This window comes from Halobium salinum, assembly GCF_026586625.1.
GTDB classification, from domain to species: Archaea; Halobacteriota; Halobacteria; order Halobacteriales; family Haloferacaceae; genus Halobium; species Halobium salinum.
Genome location: NZ_JAODIW010000009.1, coordinates 47,164 through 64,311, shown reverse-complemented (window position 1 = coordinate 64,311; position 17,148 = coordinate 47,164). Strand labels below are relative to the sequence as shown.

13 protein-coding genes and 1 pseudogene are annotated in these 17,148 nt (G+C 64.7%); 5 read left to right on the top strand and 9 right to left on the bottom strand.

Annotation, left to right across the window (positions count from 1 at the left end; genetic code table 11):
• Positions 1-9 precede the first annotated feature (9 nt).
• On the top strand, positions 10-1,026 hold the full coding sequence (locus tag N5095_RS18000) for a GNAT family N-acetyltransferase (RefSeq protein ID WP_267624550.1): 1,017 nt from the start codon (positions 10-12) through the stop codon (positions 1,024-1,026).
• Positions 1,027-1,178: 152 nt separating this feature from the next.
• Positions 1,179-2,108, top strand: coding sequence for a DUF7537 family lipoprotein (locus N5095_RS17995; RefSeq protein WP_267624549.1), 930 nt, complete (start codon positions 1,179-1,181; stop codon positions 2,106-2,108).
• 258 nt (positions 2,109-2,366) lie between these two features.
• Here the strand turns inward: N5095_RS17995 and N5095_RS17990 are convergent, their stop codons facing one another.
• Positions 2,367-3,257 carry a hypothetical protein gene (locus N5095_RS17990; protein ID WP_267624548.1) on the bottom strand — a complete coding sequence of 297 codons (891 nt, stop codon included), beginning with the start codon at positions 3,255-3,257 and terminating at the stop codon, positions 2,367-2,369.
• A 370-nt stretch (positions 3,258-3,627) separates the two neighbouring features.
• Here N5095_RS17990 and N5095_RS17985 point away from each other — a divergent pair, with 370 nt between their 5' ends.
• Complete coding sequence (locus N5095_RS17985; protein WP_267624547.1) at positions 3,628-4,209, top strand: acyltransferase; 582 nt, start codon at positions 3,628-3,630, stop codon at positions 4,207-4,209.
• 469 nt (positions 4,210-4,678) lie between these two features.
• Positions 4,679-5,812, top strand: coding sequence for a glycosyltransferase family 2 protein (locus N5095_RS17980; RefSeq protein WP_267624546.1), 1,134 nt, complete (start codon positions 4,679-4,681; stop codon positions 5,810-5,812).
• A gap of 222 nt (positions 5,813-6,034) precedes the next feature.
• On the opposite strand, the gene N5095_RS17975 is transcribed toward N5095_RS17980, so the two are convergent.
• Entirely contained in the window at positions 6,035-6,604 is a 570-nt protein-coding gene (locus N5095_RS17975; RefSeq protein WP_267624545.1) for a metal-dependent hydrolase, read from the bottom strand.
• 197 nt (positions 6,605-6,801) lie between these two features.
• Here N5095_RS17975 and N5095_RS17970 point away from each other — a divergent pair, with 197 nt between their 5' ends.
• On the top strand, positions 6,802-7,890 hold the full coding sequence (locus N5095_RS17970; RefSeq protein WP_267624544.1) for a DUF354 domain-containing protein: 1,089 nt from the start codon (positions 6,802-6,804) through the stop codon (positions 7,888-7,890).
• Positions 7,891-8,645: 755 nt separating this feature from the next.
• Here N5095_RS17970 and N5095_RS17965 read toward each other — a convergent pair.
• The 7 genes and pseudogenes from N5095_RS17965 to N5095_RS17935 form a co-directional block, all read right to left on the bottom strand.
• A complete protein-coding gene (locus tag N5095_RS17965; protein WP_267624543.1) occupies positions 8,646-10,112 on the bottom strand; it encodes an oligosaccharide flippase family protein in 1,467 nt (488 codons plus the stop codon).
• A 433-nt stretch (positions 10,113-10,545) separates the two neighbouring features.
• Positions 10,546-11,125: pseudogene (locus tag N5095_RS17960) on the bottom strand (IS6 family transposase).
• 122 nt (positions 11,126-11,247) lie between these two features.
• Positions 11,248-11,541, bottom strand: a complete 294-nt coding sequence (locus tag N5095_RS17955) for a hypothetical protein (protein WP_267624542.1) — start codon at positions 11,539-11,541, stop codon at positions 11,248-11,250.
• A gap of 116 nt (positions 11,542-11,657) precedes the next feature.
• Positions 11,658-12,662, bottom strand: coding sequence for a GNAT family N-acetyltransferase (locus N5095_RS17950; protein ID WP_267624541.1), 1,005 nt, complete (start codon positions 12,660-12,662; stop codon positions 11,658-11,660).
• 325 nt (positions 12,663-12,987) lie between these two features.
• On the bottom strand, positions 12,988-14,700 hold the full coding sequence (locus N5095_RS17945; protein ID WP_267624540.1) for an alkaline phosphatase family protein: 1,713 nt from the start codon (positions 14,698-14,700) through the stop codon (positions 12,988-12,990).
• Positions 14,701-14,963: 263 nt separating this feature from the next.
• Positions 14,964-15,941: a glycosyltransferase gene (locus N5095_RS17940; protein ID WP_390203514.1), complete on the bottom strand. Its 978-nt coding sequence runs from the start codon at positions 15,939-15,941 to the stop codon at positions 14,964-14,966.
• Between the two features lie 195 nt (positions 15,942-16,136).
• Positions 16,137-17,039, bottom strand: coding sequence for a polysaccharide deacetylase family protein (locus N5095_RS17935; protein WP_267624538.1), 903 nt, complete (start codon positions 17,037-17,039; stop codon positions 16,137-16,139).
• Positions 17,040-17,148 lie beyond the last annotated feature (109 nt).

Sequence of the window (17,148 nt, the reverse complement as noted above, 5' to 3'; positions counted from 1 at the left end):
CACGAACACATGGGAATCGAAGTCACTCACGCAGACGACGCCGACCTCGAACGGTGGAACAGCTACGTCGACCGCTCGCCACACGGGACCGTCTTTCATCGCATCGAGGCCCTCGAAACGTTGGCCGACCACTCCGGAACCGAGCTCCACACGCTCGTCGGGAAGAAGGGCCAGGAGACGGTCGGAATCTTCCCCGTCTTCGAGAAGACGACCGCCGGCGTGACGACGGTGTTCTCGCCGCCGCCGCGCCTGCTGGTCACCTACCTCGGACCCGCGCTCCTCAACTTCGAGAAGATGAAGCGCCGAAAGGCGGAGAAACAGCACGGCCGGTTCGTCGACGGCGCGCTCGACTGGATCGACGCCGAGTTGGACCCGCGGTACACGCACGTCACGACGCCCGTCGGCTACGACGACCTCCGGCCGTACCGCTGGGCCGGCTTTGAGGCGACCCCCGGCTACACCTACCGGGTCGACCTCGACGAGGACCACGACGCGATGCTCGCCGAGTTCTCCAGCGACGCCCGGCGTAACGTCACCAACACCGACGCGGACGCCTACGAGATCGTCACTTACGAGGGCGACGTGGACGCCGCAAAGCGCATCCGCAACCGGGTCGAGGAGCGCTACGGCGAGCAGGACAAGGAGTACATGCTCTGTGAGGACTTCGTCGTCGACCTCGTCGAGCGCCTCCCCGAGCACGTCCGACCGGTCGAAATCTACGCCGACGACGAGTTCGCCGGCGGGATGATCACCCTCGACGACGGCGACACCGTCTACCGCTGGCAGGGGAGCGTCCGCTTCGACGTGGACGTGCCCGCGAACGACCTGCTCGACTGGCACATCATGACCGACGCCGTCGAGCGCGACCGCACGCAGTACGACATGGTCGGCGCCAACACCAAGCGCCTGAACGAGTACAAATCCAAGTTCGGCCCGCGACTGGTGGCCTACCACAACCTCGAGCGCGGCGGACCCGTGGTGAAGGCCGGCGCCGCCCTCTACAAGCGGTTCTCGGCGGGGAAGTAACGCTGTATCGAGCGCGGCGTGCGAAGCGCCGCGCTCGGCGTTCGTCGGTGAGCGCCGGCCGGCGGCGGTCGTGAGCCGGCACCGACGGTAGCCGATGGTTGTAGCGGCGAACAGTAACGTTATTTTATACTTCTTCGGCGGAACCTCGAGTCATGGATGGACGGCTCGGAGTCGCGTGCGTGCTCGCACTGCTCACCCTCGTCGCCGGCTGTGCGGGGTCGGCCGGGGTGACCACAGAGGGGGTCGCCGGCGAGGGGACGGCAGCGGCGGGGCCGACGACCGCGGCGACGCCGACACCGACGCCGGAGCCCTACGCGGGGCTGGGGGCGGAGGTCGACTCAGAGGGGCTCTGGGCGAGGCACGCGGACGGCCTCGAGGCGGCGGACTCGTTCACCGCACGCCGGACCTCCGAGATGTCGGTAGCGGGCAACGACTCCGCGGTCCCCCCGAGCATGAACACGACCGGAACCGTCCGGGTCGACCGCGCCGAGGGGCGGTACCTGGTCGAGCAGTCGTCACCGCTGTCGAGCGTTACCTGGTTCGTCGCCGAGAACGTCACCTACCGTCGGTTCAGCGTCGCCGGGCCGGCCGCGTCACCGCCGAGCTACGGCGTCTCCGACGAGCCGTCGGAGGGCGAGAACCCGGTCGTTCCCGACGCGAACGACGCTGCGACGCCGTCGGGGCTCCGGAACGCGGTCACCAACACGACGTACACAGTCGAGTCGGTCGACCGCTCCGGCGGGGAACCGGTCGCGGTGCTCGTCGCCACGGGGCCGGCCGCCTTCGACCCGTCGGCGATGGGCCTGTCGGGAGAGAACGGCGAGACGACCGTCTTCGGCGAAGTCTCCGCGTTCCGCTCCACCCTCCGCGTGACGCCGGACGGGACGATACGCGCGTTCGACCTGCGGGTCACGTTCGACGGCGAGCGGGCGACGACGATGCGGATGTCGCTGTCGCTGAGCGACGTCGACGACACCGGGGTCCGGTCGCCCGCGTGGCTCGACGAGGCCGAGGCGGCGGCCGCGACCGACGGGGTCTCCGCGAACGCGACGCTCACCGACGGGCGCCAGGGTTCGACGTAGAATCGCGGTCGAGAACGAGACTGCCGGGCTGGTGCCCCCCAGCACGGCCCGGAACGTCCGCGTCGCCGCCGCCACGACGGCGGAGCGACGTGAGCCGCCGAACCGGCCGACGCGACCGCCGACAACCCCCCAGCCGTCGGCGGTCGAGGTCGGTCGAGTGTGGCGACTGTCGATTCGGGTCGCCCGCGCGGGACGCGTCGGCCGCGTCGTACCCGCACTGGGACCGTCGCGGCGTACCCGACCGGCGCACGACTGGCTTCAGACGCGCGTCAGTTCGACGGTCGTCTCCTCGGAGACCCGGAGCGAGGAGAGCGTTCCGCTGAATCGGTAGCTGCCGTCGGTCGGCGACGTCACGTCGCCGGCGACGTCGAGTTCGTGCGCCGCGTCGTCTTCGACCGTCAGCGTCGTCGGACGGCGCCGGCGGCCGACGACCGAGTCGTCGACCGTCCGTCCGTTGACCGTCACGGTTGCGTCGCCCAGCAGGCCGAAGTCGGAGATGGCGCCCGTGTACTCGTAGGTGACGACGCCGGCGTCGAGCGCCCCCTCCGCGCTCGGGCCGGAGACGTCGGCGGACGGCTGGGCCGCCGCCGCGTCGGTCTGCTGGCGCCAGACGTCGCCGTCGACGGTGAACCAGTAGGTCGCGTAGTCGTGGTCGTCGACCGCGAACTCGACGGTGTTCACCGGGTCGTCGGTCTCCGCGGCGGCCGCCTCGACGCGGGAGACGGCGGTGTCCGTCGCGAACCCTTCCACGGCGAAGTCGGTGCAGTCGACCAGCGAGAGGCCGCTGTTCGGCCCGTTCGAGAACAGAAGCGTCGCACCCGACGGGGCGACGAGCTCCAGTCCCTCGTAGTTCCGGAGCGTCAGGTCGTCGACCCGGTACGTACCTGCCGGGAACAGGAGTCGAGTACCGTCGGCGGCCAGCTCGGAGAGTCGGCCGTCTATCGCGGTCTCACCACTCGAATCTACACCGGCGTCGGTCACGTCGACGACGTCGCCGTCGCCGCTCGCAGACACCGTTCCGACCCCCATCGTCGCGCCGGCAGCTACGCCCGCGGACAGACGCAGGTAGCTGCGGCGGTCGAGTGGTGTTCGTGAGTCCCCCGTTCCGTTCGCTGCGAGTCGCTCGTCAGCCGTCCAATCGCGTGCCATGCAACCCGTAAATAAGAACTTGCCTTAATATATCTTCCGCTCGAAACCGTGGTAAAACAAACGGACATTAAATATTTCTTGACGATTGAATGACCATCAAAAGACAGTCGGCGCGATGGTAAAGAAGTCGTGGGACGGGCTGACGAGCACGAATTCGGCGTGTAAGAACGTTATGTTTCTCGGCTGAACGGGCAGTTAATAGTTCGTTGACCGCCGATTTCGGCGGGTGAGGGTGGGGGTTCCCCGGTAACCCGACGGACAGGCCGCGAATAACAAACCCGGTGTGCTGGGAAGTGGCGGGTATGTCGTGGGAGACCGACCCGACGAGCCGCACAGACGGTGGCGAGACGCCGCGAGTGGGAGGCCGCAGATGAGCGAGGCCGAGGAGCGGGCCCGCGAGACCGAAGGCGTCACGCTCGACCACCCGCACGGCGACGACGACGAGGAGCCGACGGTCGTCGGCGAGGATTCGACCATCCGCGCCGGCTCTATCGTCTACACGGACGTGACCATCGGTCGCGGGCTGACAACCGGCCACAACGTGCTCATCCGCGAGCACACCGTCATCGGCGACGACGTGGTCGTCGGCACCAACACCGTCATCGACGGCTGGACGGAGATCGGCGACAACGTCAGCCTCCAGACCGGGGTGTACGTCCCGAGCTACACGAAAATCGGCGACCGCGTGTTCGTCGGGCCTCGAGCCGTCCTGACGAACGACCCCTACCCCATCCGACAGGAGGTCGACCTCGTGGGGCCCACCCTCGAGGACGACGTGAGTATCGGCGCGAACGCGACCATCCTCCCCGGCGTCACGGTCGGCGAGGGGTCGTTCGTCGCCGCCGGCGCCGTCGTCATCGAGGACGTGCCGCCGGGGTCGCTGGCCGTCGGCGTCCCCGCACAGATTCGCGAGCTCCCCGAGGAGCTTCGGGGCCCGAACCTCCTCGACTAGTCGTCGAGGGAGTCGAACCGGGCCGCTACGGCCGGATGCGGCCGATCCGACTCGGTCGACTCTCCGGGGTTCTCCCGTCCGCCTGCTTCTCCCGACCCGTTGGTTCCCCGTGGTTCTCGCGATTCTCCCGGTTCTCTCGATTCACTCGACTGTCTGACTCCTCGGTTCCTCTGCTCATCCGGGAGCGCGACCACCGACGGGTGACGCGAACTCGGACGGGAGCGGTCAGCACCGAACGGGGCAGAACACAGCCGAACGGGCGAAACGAAGCCGAACGGGACGGGCCGCGACGGGCGGACGGCCGGAGAGCTGACCCGGGGGAACGGAGAGGGAATGAGGCGAGCGGGGGACGCGTCGAGGGGAGACGTGACCGCCGGTAAGGAGGGCGTACGGGCGGACAGGCGGCCGACAGCCGACGCATAACAATGCCCCGAAGCGCCGACCGTCGATTCGAAGACTGACTGGTGCTATGTACGACGGAAAAACAATCGGCGTCGTGGTGAAGGCGTACAACGAGGAAGGGTTCGTCGGCGGGGTCATCGACACCCTGCCGGCGTACGTCGACCGAGCCTACGTCATCGACGACCGCTCGGAGGACGGCACGTGGGACGAGATCGTCGACCACGCGAACCGGGAGAACGAACGACGCAGAGCGGACGGGACGGCCGCCTTCGACCCCGTGGTGGAGCCCATCCGCCACGAGCGGAACCGAGGGGTCGGCGGCGGTCTGAAGACGGGGTACCGCCGTGCGCTGGAGGACGGGTTGGACGTGGTCGTCTGTGTCGACGGCGACGGCCAGATGAACCCCGAGCGGATGCCCCTGCTCATCGAGGCGGTGACGACCGGCGGCGCCGACTACGCCAAGGGGAACCGCCTGACCGACAAGAGCGACCGAGGTCGGATGTCGACCTGGCGCTGGTTCGGGAACTCGCTGCTGACGAACCTGACCCGGCTCTCGACCGGCTACTGGAGCGTCACCGACTCCCAGAACGGCTACACCGCGATCAACCGCGAGACGCTGGAGGCCCTGCCGGTCGAGGACCTGTACGAACGCTACGGCGTCCTCAACGACGTGCTCGCCAAGCTCAACGTCGACGGCCGGGTCGTCGCCGACGTGCGGATGCCCGCCGAGTACGGCAACGAACAGAGCGGCATCCGGTACGGGTCGTTCGTCCCGAACCTCTCGAAGCTGCTGCTTCGCAACTTCGTCTACCGACAGCGACGCAAGTCGGCCTCCCTCCTGCCGCACCCGTCCGCGCTGGGCTACGCGCTGGGTGTCCTCGGCGGTGTCGCCGCCGTCGTCGGGGCGGTCCGGTCGGTCGCGAACCGCGAGTTCGACGCGGGCGTCCCCAAGCTGGTCGTCGCGAGCCTCGTCTCGCTGCTCGCCGGCCTCCTCTTCGACGTCGGAACCGGCGACGCAGAGCGCACCACGGTCGAGCGCGAGCCGGCCGACCTGACGACCCCGGCCGACGCTGCGGCCGCCGCCGACGCCGCGTCCGTGCGCTCCTTCGACGCCGACCCCGACTCGGAGCCCGCGGTCGCCGAGGCCGACGGCGGCGAGCCGATGGACATCCGCCACGACGGCGGTCGCGAAGAGCCGTAGTCTCCACCGTCGACACGGTCACCTTCACCACGGACGGCGCCCGACACACCTGCCGCTCGCTGTTCTCTTCTCGCTCCGACACGCCCGACGCCGTCGAGCTCGAGTGCCACCGCGGACCAGCTTTCCGGCACTTCGTCCCGTTCCCGTCGTAACGCCGAGGCGCTAGAGGCGACCGCTGGACCGAAACGAGTCGGAAGAAGAGACGGAAGGGTCGACCGGCGGTCAGCGGGTCGTCGCCTCGGGCCGGCCGCGGCGGCGGGCCGCGGTGTCTCGCCAGAGGAGGAACGCGGCCGTCGCGAGCAGGAGCGCTTCGCCGACGAGGAACGGCACCGCCTCGGGCGTCGTGACGTCCGCGAGGAAGGTAGTGAAGTACCGCAGTGCCTCACTCAGGAGGTCGCCGCGTATCGAGCCGCCAGCGGCGGGGACGAGCGGCCAGAACAGGATACCGTAGGCGGGCGGGTCGCCGAAGACGACGAAGTAGTACACGTCGGCCGGCAGGTGGAGGAGATACGAGAGCCCGAAGGCGACCCCGGTCGACCCCCGACCCGCGAGCGCCGCGACACCGACCGCGGCGAGCGCGAGCGGGACGGCGAAGAACACCGAGTGGCCCAGGGAGTAACCCCCGGGGAGCACCCCCAGTCCCCAGGCGAGCGGTTTGTCGATGAGATCCGGTCCGAGCGACCCGAGAAGCACCGCGAACAGTTCGGGGACGCCGGGACGACGCGCGACGACGGTTCTCGAGAGCAACGAGTACGCGATGTACCCGACGGCGACGTGTTCCCATGGCCACATTGGCGTGGGGTTGGGTCCGCCGACGCTTTGTTAGCGAGCACGTACCGGTTGGCCCCCCTTCGCACACTCGCCCGTTCGCCGGCTATCGCCGTGTGAGATGCGCCCACGTCCGTGGTGGTAGGCGACACGGGACGACCACCGGTTCCGGTCGGTAGGGCGCGTTTACTAAGGTAACGGGAGGACGTATCGGATTCCAGATGCGATACCAGGTGTTCACCAACACGCCGGCGCACGTCCACCTCTACAAGCATATGGTGCGTGGGCTGCAGGAACAGGGCCACGAGGTGCTCGTCATGGGCCGCGACTACGGCTGCACCGAGGCGCTGCTCGACTACTACGAGCTCCCCTACGAGATCTACGGGAAGTGCGAGACGACGAAGTTCTCGCTGTTCCGCGAGCTGCCGAAGCATTACTTCAACATCGCGAAACATACCCGCCGGTTCGACCCCGACGTCATCTTCGGCTACGGCGCCTACGCGGCCCACGCGGGCGCGCTCTCCCGGACGCCGGTCGTGCTCGTCTGTGACTCCGAGCCGACGACGCTCGACCACGCCATCTCGAAGCCCTTCGCCAGTGCCTTCCTGACGCCCGCCGCGTTCGGCGCCAACCTCGGCCCGAAACACTACCGGTTCAACGGGTTCAAGGAGAACGCCTACCTCCACCCCGACGTCTTCGAGGCCCGCGACGACATCCGCGACCTGCTCGGCGTCGGCCCCGACGAGAAGTACGCCATCCTCCGACTGAACGCCTTCGGCTCCCACCACGACGTAGGCCACGCCGGCTTCACGCCGAAGCGCCGCCGCGAACTCATCGAACAGCTCTCCGAACACGTCACCGTGCTCGTCTCCGACGAGAAGGGGGATATGGACTTCGAGGGCATCGACGCCCGCGAGTTCGACCTCCACCCCGCGCTGCTGCACGACGCGCTCGCCGAGGCCCACCTCCTCGTCGCCGACACCCAGACGATGGTCACCGAGGCGGCCCTGCTCGGGACGCCCGCCGTCCGCTCGAACTCCTTCGTCGGCGCCGACGACATGGGGAACTTCGTCGAGTTGGAGAACCACGACCTCATCTACAACATCGCGGAGTTCGACGACGCCACGGCGAAGGCGCTCGAAATCGCCCGGGACGACGACGTGAAGGCGGCCTGGCGCGCGAAGCGCGACGAGTACGTCGCCGACAAGGTGAACCTCACCGAGGTGCTGCTCGACGTGGCGACCCACGTGGACGACCTTCGCGGCGTGCAGACCATCGAGCGCGTGGACGCGAGCGGCACCGGCGTCTGAAGCGACTTCGGCGCCGTTCTCCTTCCGTCCTTTTTCTTCTCTTTTCTTCCCTCTCTTCCTTCTCGAACCGCCTTTGGACCCGACGCGGAGCGGAGACGCCGGGAGCGGGCCGGCCACCCTCGCGCTTCGTCGGCGGCCCGTGGCCTCCGTCGGGAGGTTCACCCGAAGCCGGCCGTCTCTCGATTCCCGAGTGACCGTGACGCCGTCGGTCGGCGGCGGAGCCCACTGTACGGTCCGGGCGCCTCCACGACTCGAACGGCCCGAGAGGCCGACGGTGGTCGCTATCGGTGACCGCCAAGCACGCGAGCCGCGTGGCGAGTGCCGGTCACGGTCCCCCGCCCCGGAGCCACGGCGACCAGGGTGACCAGGGTGACCACAGCGAGGAGGCAGACCGAGGCGAAGGGGGTGGGCCGTGACGGGGGCACGGCGCTCGGCGAGCGGCGCGGGGTCGAGAGGGCGCGGTCGGAGAGGAGGAGAGGGGGTGTGGGGGAGAGGAGGAGAGAGGAGGTCTCTGAGCTGGGTACGGCGGGCCGTCGTCGAAGGCAGCGCTTCGCCGCGACCGAAGGAGACGTCGGCGGCCCCGGCGGACGCGTAGTCGGGGCCGAAGGGCTACCGGCGCGGAGGTCACGACATCTCCGAGACAGACCGCCGGAGCGAGGACGTACCACTCGGGAGCACCGGCTCGCGGTGGCGGTCGAGAACCGGTCGACGACGGTGCAGAAGGGAGGCGGGGCCGAGACAGTAGAGCCGCCGTGTCAGGAGAGTAGCGCCATCACGCGCTTGACGTCGAGTGCGCCGCTGGCGGTCGCGGTCGTCGCCCAGATAACAACGCCGACGCCGATGACGGCGGCAAGGGTGAGTAGTCCCGAGACATAAGGGACAGCGATCGATACGCCGATACCCATCGCGACGCCGACAGCGCAGACGAGTACTCCCCGTTTCACGAGATAATCGAGGTTGAGCGAGAGCTCCCGGTGCATGAAGTAGACACAGGTAGCGACGTAGATTCCCGTCGTGACGACTGTCGCCAGCGCTGCACCCGCAACCCCGATTCGCGGGATAAGAATCAGATTCAGGACGAAATTCGACACAGCCATTGCACCGCGGATACGGGCCCGTGCTCCAGCCAATCCGAGGTAATCAAGCGGATTCGTCGTCACCTTCGCTACGCCGAGGATGACGAGCCACACACTAAATATCTGAAGCACGGGGACCGCTCCGAGGTACTCAGAGCCGAATACATACCGAACTGTCGGCTCAGCGACCAGAAACAGTCCAACACCCGCAGGGACGTACAGCAATAGCATATGAACAAATGACTGCTCGTACAGCCGTGCGGCCTGCTGCATTCGGTTGCCTGCCTTCTCCGTCCCGAGTGCTGGTGCGACGGTCGCACCAAGGGAAACAGCGGGTATCGACGCGAAGTCAACGATCTGCTTGCCTAGTACGTAGAACCCGACTGCGGTGGGGTTCATGAGAAAACCTATAAGGATGGAGTCGACTTGCTTGTCAAGTAGCTCGGCCCCATTCATTACGGATAGCGGTAAGCTGTAGCTGACGATCTTCTTCGAGAGGCTAGGGTCAGGGGTAGCTGTATCGTACGTCCGGTAGAACCGGGAGTAGAGGATCCATAGGCCGACAGCTACGCCGAGAGCGAACCCGACAATGTACCCGAACAGAGCTCCGAGTGCGTCGAACCCCATGAGCACAAAAGCGACGGCGAAGACGAGCCGAGCGACGGCAGACACGCTCTTCACTACCGCCGCCCATGTGAGTTTATTGATTCCTTGAAATGCGAGTCTAACGGACATGTCTAGACCGGCAAAAAGGACGTACGCCGCCCCGGCGACGAGAAACGGAACGATCTCCCCGTGGCCGAGACGTGTCGCGACCGGTCCGGAGAGAGTCACTAAGGCGAGACAGACGACACTGGTCACTGCTAAGGTATAAGTTAGCGTCCGCCGCAGGATATGCGGAATCTGTCCCGGATCCGTCTCCAGGTACTCGTTGAGGTACTTCGCTCCGGCCTTCGGCAGGCCCAATGTTGCGACCAACTGTGCGACCCCGAGGATCGAGAGCGCAAAGTAGAGTAGGCCGTACTCGTCGGGTGTAAGGAGATAGCGTGCGAGGATAATCATCAGCGCGCCGGTTCCCAGCGCGTACACGACCTGTGCAACAAACGACGCCTTTACGCCTTCCGAGATACGCTCCTTGAGGTTCATACACGGCCCTCGCTCGTCATCGGTCGGAGCGGAAGCTCGGACCGGACAGCATCGACGGCTTGTCGACACGTGTCACGACATGTCACTACGAACTGTGTCCGTGAATCCTCCATTCGTTCCGGAATGCGCCTCGTGACGGCTTTGTTTGGCGCCGATTACCGGGAGACGCCACAGGTTAGCTGGATACACCAATATGTCTATTGACTCCAGAAGCGGACGTGGTAGTGGTATGTTCGCCCCAGTACTTTTACCACAATCCAATCCATTCGTAATTAATATATTTATACTATTGATAGGTCGTATCGTATGACTGTATCGATTCTCGGCGCAAGACTGCTCTTGAAAACGCCACTAAGGAACTACGATGAACACGGCGTTCACCACCGGCGATTAGATCGGGCATTCGGTACGGCGTGATCCGAACGGGTCGTATTTAGGTTGGAGCATTGAGCCAGGCAGCGAACGCTTGGAGCCAGTTTTCAGCGATTTCAGGGAAAACGTGGCTGAAGCAGTTCGAAGACGAAGACGTTTGGCGTTTCAGTTCGCCAAAAATCCGTTCGAGGCTATTCCGATTTCCATGTCGTTCAGGATGAAATCGGAGCCCAGCTCGGGAAAGCGCAGTTTGGAGGTGCTGAGTACCATCGACCAGAAACAGGGCAGATTCGATGGAGTGTTTCTCGCGCAATTCAGCGAGGAAAATCTGCGTCGCTGAAGTCGTCGTAGTTGGAAACAGCCGGACAAGGAGTAACTGGTTTGTTGCGGGGTCACAGGCAGCGTACAGCCAGTATTGCTGGGAATTGATCCGAATCACCGTCTCGTTGAGCGCGACGTAATTCGGGTATCTTCAATCGGCCGGTTGTCGATCTGCCTTCTGAACCCAGTTATGAACCGCCTTTCGAGACCGCTCGACACCCACGTATTCGAGTAAGGAGACGGTATTCGACAACGAGAGGCCCGTTACATGCGATTGAATACCGAGTTTCATCGCCCACTCGGGTCCGCTCTCGTTCCACAAACCATGTGTCATCTAACCGATAGTACCGGCGAAGCGACTGGTTTCTGGCATAGAGTACCAAGGAATCACGCCGCCTCACTTTTCACGCTTAACTAAACACGACCTAACGCGACCCACCTTTTAGATGAACGAATCACATTCCTCGTAGCCATTCTCGCGTGCCCCCTTAGCCGACAGCGCGACATTCAAACCGGTAATGTTAGTCGTCACCGGGGGTGCGTTGCGGTTGGAAGTCTCCCGCGGAGTGCTTATATTGTCGGTCGCGTCAACCGGCATCTCATCACCAGTCATGACGACTGTCCCCACCGCGGTGTTCGCTAGCTGTCGGTACGACTCCCGGTCGAGCAGCGACGCTCCCCCCGAAGCGTCGCCACTCTCCGTCGTCGAATCGTCTGCCGTCCGCTCGCGTGCCATGCACGTGTGTCGAGCGGAGGACAACACAAATACTTTGCGACCGTGACTGTCACGGTCCGCTAAGAGAGACGGTACCGGAGGCGAGTGTGCGACGGTGGGCGTTCTGCCGCTCGACGCTACTTCACGACCAGCTGGTAGGCGCGCTTCGCGAGCGCCATCGGGACGCCGCCCGACTCGATCGTGTAGTACGGCGTGAGGTCCGCCGCGAACTTTGACTTGTACTCACAGAGGCGCTCGGTGTTGGCGCCGACGAGGTCGTACTTCGTGACCCCCTCGCGGTTCTCGTAGGCGTCCTCGATGATCTTCCAGTGGAGGTAACTGTTGACGCTGGTTCCCTCGTAGTCCCCGCGGGAGCCTCCGAGCCAGAAGTACATCGTCTCGTCCCCGTACAGGACGTGGATACCGCTGAGATAGTTCCCGTCGGGGTCACGAACGACGAACGAGCGGGCGTCCTCGCCCATCGACTTCGCCACGTCGCGGACGTACGGCCAGGTGGGGCCGAACGGCTCGTCCTGCTCGGCGTAGCGGGCGGTCACGTCCTCGAAGATGTCGCGCGTCCCCTCGATGCCCTCGACGTCGACGGTGACGCCGAGGTCCTCCGCGGAGCGAATCTCCCGGCGCAGGCTGCTGGAGAAGTCCTTCTGGAGCGTGTCCAGGTTCGGGACGTCGAGGTCCAGCCGGTACGTGAAGGAGCTCTCCACGTCGAAGCCGGCCCAGCGGAAGGGACGCGGGTCGTCGTACGCGGGCCCGGCGATCATCCGGAAGAGGTCGAGCGGGCCGGCGTCGTCGCCGGCGTACGTCTCGACCACGGCCTCGGTGAACTTGCTGTTGACGCGCTCCTGTTTGCGCGGCTTCGGACTGGTTGGCATCATGATCGGGCCCATGTGCGGAATCAGCAGTGACGGCGGCGGCGAGAACACCGTCCGGCCGAAGGAGCGCTCCTGCACGAACAGTGGGAGCAGCGCGACCGCCTGGTCACCTTTGTATCCGGCACAGAGCTCGAGCTCCGCCGCCGTGTGTCTCGCGGCCGCGCGCAGGAACGCGGGCTTGTGGAACGGTTCGACCCCCGAGTTGGGGAGGAGGTCACCGTACTCGGACATGTCGACTGTTTCGACCCTCATTTCGTCTTGTCGAGACTACCCCCGAGTGGACCTTTGTTTTCCACCCGTTACGCTGTCGACCATCGGGAGTAGTCCCAGCGAAACATCATCGGAAACACTGAATGAATCAAAAATAACATAGTTGTAGTTACTGGCACGAGCCAGATGAAACCGAATAGTATTGACTTTCCATCTGTTCTCAGAGACACTGCTAAGCAACTGGACTATTTGTTGATATCAGAACAACTGGGGCCACGGGAACCTCATTGTGTCCAAGAAGAAGGAAGAAGCGTGTTTTCGGCGAAGCAACGGCGTGGATGGGCGCTACCTCGGAGTGTCGGTAGCGTCAGATATATCCTAGGTCCGCCAGACGATCTTCGACGGCGTCGGTGTCGTCGGACGGCGAGACATCCGAATCGGAACCGTACGAAACGGATCCGTACTTCTCCCGCTTAACCGGATAGCTGAGTAGTCCGTCGGGGACACTTCCAGTCATCGAGGTCGGAACCGGGTGACCCGCCGCTGCGAGCGCTATCGGTGCGACATCAAGCAGCGAGAGCGAATCAAGTGCAACGCCTTCGAAGGCCGGGCCACTCGCGATAAACGCTCCGGTGACATCGTGTCCGTACGCGGCAGTGTCCGAAAACGTTGTTCCGATGGTGCGAGTCATGATGACGTTATTCATGTCTTTCGGCATGAACAGCACGTCTGCGGCGCCGTTGGTGTAAGGTCCGTCGTATACCTCTTCGCGGCGGGCGACCCACTCAAATACTGGGTCGCCATCGGGGGTTTCGAGCCCTTGGAGAAGTTCGATCAAATCGTCCCGAACAGATTCGTATTCACTCTTCGAAACGACACCGTCTGGTTCTCGGTCCTGCAGATTGATCCGGACACCGAGTTCCGACCCCGAACAACAGTACGCAACTGACCTCCGCCAGTCGACGCCCCGGTCAGCTGAGTCGACGACCGATTGCGGTACGAACCGGTCGACGAGGGAGTCGACCCCCAGTCGCTGCGACGTTACGTAGAGTTTACCCGGGGAGAGATTAACAGCGTTGAGACCGGCAACCAGGGCCGAAGCGGCCCGCTCGGGCAGTCCCGACTCCTTGGTGGAGTTATCCTTAGCGTCTGGTTCCTCACCATCAACCAATCGTGACTTTGCGTCCGGGAGCGAAGCGCCGCTTGTACTCGCGGTCATCTCAACGAACCCCTCGCGTGCGAGGATTTCATTGAGATAGATTTGGTGTCCGTCAAGGGGGCGCATCCCATGGTCCGAACAAACGATGACGTTCACGTCGTCTCCGACAGTCGAGCGGATTGCACCGAGAGCGTCGTCCGCAGCACGGTAGACGCGCCGGTGATCCATCTCGTTAGGGGAGCTGTGGAACACCGTGTCGGTCTTCTGGAACTGAACGAACGCGACACTCCAGTCGTACTCTCCAAGGACGTTCGCCGCTGCCCGACCACGCTGCTTAACCAGACTTACGTAGCTGTCTACCTTCTTTTCGAGGTCCTTCGAGGTCTCGTGCTCGGCGTAGATGCGATACGGCTCGCCGAGAGCTCTATCGAGGTCACCGCGGGCTTCGGGTGGAAAACTCGCCTCGTTCTCAGACGCGAGATACCCCGGAAAGAGGACGCCCTCAAACGACTCCGCGGGGTGCGTCACTGGAACGTTCAGGACGACAGATTCCTCACCGCGGTCAGAGAGATAGTTCCAGAGTGCGGGGGCCCGGACATCGTTACGCGTAATCAGTGTCGCCTCATCAGGGTAGGTGCCGCCATGATTGAAAAACGAGTAGACACCGTGTCTACTCGGGTCGACGCCAGTGTACATCGACGGCCACGCGCTACCAGTCCAAGGGGGGAATGAGGACTCCAGCGGAGCTTCGACCCCTTCCCCACGCAGTTCGGTGAAGTTCGGAAGCTCGTCTGAAAACGCGTCGAGATAGCGGAAATCGAGCGCGTCGAAGCCGACAATAACGGTCTTCACTGGGCCCTCGCCGCCGGCAGAAGACGGTGAAGTCCTTGCGTCGTCACGTGATTCTTGGTCTCGGGTCATGAATTTCTTCGGTTCCAATAGGTGTTCGGATATTGCTTTGTTAATCGGACGCTTCCGGTACGCTTCCCAATAATTCGTGTCGTGAGGCCGCTACGAGCTGGTATGTCGGTGGGTCGTCGGTCGGTAAAGGGTTGGCAAGGCTAGTTTTGAGTCTCGGCTTCGGTGAGCAACCGGAGCTCGAAACGTACTGGTGACATCATGAAGAGAGTCAAGAGAGGTCGGAACCGAAAGCAGTAACGGGAATACCGGGAAAGAATCCGTCTTCAGACGATGCTAACTCGACGGTTGAGGTCTGCGTCTTTTCGTGGGAGGTCAAGAACCTGCTCGTACACATCGAGGATGCGCTGGCCCATGTGTTCGAGGCTCAGCTCGCGGACCACCTCTCGACCGTTCGAACGCTCGCCGCTCCGGAGGACCGTCGCGAGCTGGCTGACGAGCTCCGCTTCGGCGTCACAGACCGCCGCGTTGCCGACGCCGCTGAGACGTTCGCGGACGTCGCCCACGTCGACCGAGACGACGGGCGTGTTGCAGGCGAGCGCCTCCTTCACCGAGTTGGGCGACCCCTCGTGAACCGAGGTCATCAGCATCGCGTCTGCCGCGTTGTAGTAGTACGGCATGTCCTCGTGGGCGACACCCGACAGCGTCCGAATCTCGACCGGTTCGTCGAGGAGGTCGTCGACCGCCTCGACGACACGCTCGGCCTTGGGGAAGTCTTTCACCTCGCGGTTCGGCGGGTACGGGAAGAGGACGTTCTTGGCGTCCGGGTCCCAGCCGGCGGTCTCGAGGGCCTCCTCGCGCGGAATCGGGCGGAAGCGGTCGAAGTTGACGCCGTGGGGGATGACGTAGGAGTCACAGGGAAGCTGGTCCGCCATATCCTGCGACATGACGATGACGGCGTCACAGCGCTTCGCGAGCCGCTTACAGAGCCAGCCGTACTCGCCCATGAGGTCCGACCCCCACAGCGAGAGGACGACCGGAAGCTTCGACTGCAGCAGCGCCGGCGGCACGCTGAGTCCGTAGTTCGCGTGGATCAGGTCGTAGTCGTCGTCGAGATGGGCGAGCACCTCCGGGACGAAACGCGCGTAGTCGAGCGGCGACCGCGCCTCGTCGCTGTCCATCTGTATGTGCTCGCTGCCCGGCGGACTCAGCGTCGTCTGGTCGACACCGAGTCGTTCGAGGACGTCCACTTGCTGGACGTAGAACCGGGCCATCCGGTTCGACGTGAGGTTCAGTACGCGCATCCAATCGACCGTCGATTCCGCAGGCGTTCCCATTGTAATTCCGCGCCTACCGCCCGTTACGAGGCCTAATCGGCGGTTCTCGGGGAACCTCGAGGGAGAATGGAGAGCCCGACCGACGGCGCGCTCGGGGTGGCAGCGTCGACACATCCGGGGTGTCGGTGGCGACACACCCGGGGTGACTGCGGCGAGTTCGAATCAGTCGTCGGCGAGTGCGAGGGCGTCCGGCTGTGCGGCGAGAGCGTCGTACGCCTCCTCGAGGGGGCCGACCCACGCGTTCAGTTCCTGGGCCCGTTCGATGAGCCGGCGGTACATGTCGGCGTAGCCGGGGAAGTCGCGCTCGCTGAAGTACCGGGGGTGCCAGAGCACCGTCATCACGGCACCGTTGTCGCGGGCCTCGTGCAGCAACGACTCGCAGGCCGCCCAAGCGGCTTCGGGCTCGTCGCCGGGGGTCGGCATCGCGACCTCCATGAGCGTGAGCGGGAAGACGGTGAACTCGTCGTCGAACGGGTGGAGGGGTCCGTACCCGTTTCCGAACCCGTACGTCCGGCTGGAGCCGAGGCTGGCGTCGTACTCGAAGCCGAGCGCGGCGTGATGTTCCCAGGTCCTCGTCGGCGGCTCCGTGAGGTTAAGGTGGTGCTGACGGATTCCGCGAACGGGGTGACCGAGCACGTCCTCGAGGACGGCCTTCTCGTGGGCGAGTCGCTCGCGGTCGTCGTACGAACCGTACGAGCCGTGGAGGCCGACCTCCCAGCCGCCGGCGTCGAGGTCGCGGATGACCTCGGCGATCGCCGGTTCGCGGACGTCGTAGATGCCCCGGTGGAGCATCCAGTTCCGGGGGGTGAGCCACTCTTTCGGGGCCATCTCACGGAGCAGCTCCCGCTCCTGGAGGAAGTAAAATGACGACCGGACACCGAGGTCGTCCTCGAGTTCCATGATGCGCTCGAACTGCCAATATGGGTTCCGGTCCGGGAGCGACGTACGGAGGTGGTACCCCCGCCGTTCCGGCTGCTTCAGGGCGTAGTACGGCCCCTGAAACGTCTTCCGGACGCGGTCGACGTCGTGGGTGAGACAGAGCGCGAAGTCGTAGTCGTCGAACATGGTTTCGTGGTCTGGGTGACGACGCGCGCCGGGACCCGCGTCGGTACGTCCGGAGGGACCCTCGGGGCGGGCACGTCGTCTCCCCGCTGACTTCGACGTACGGATGAGG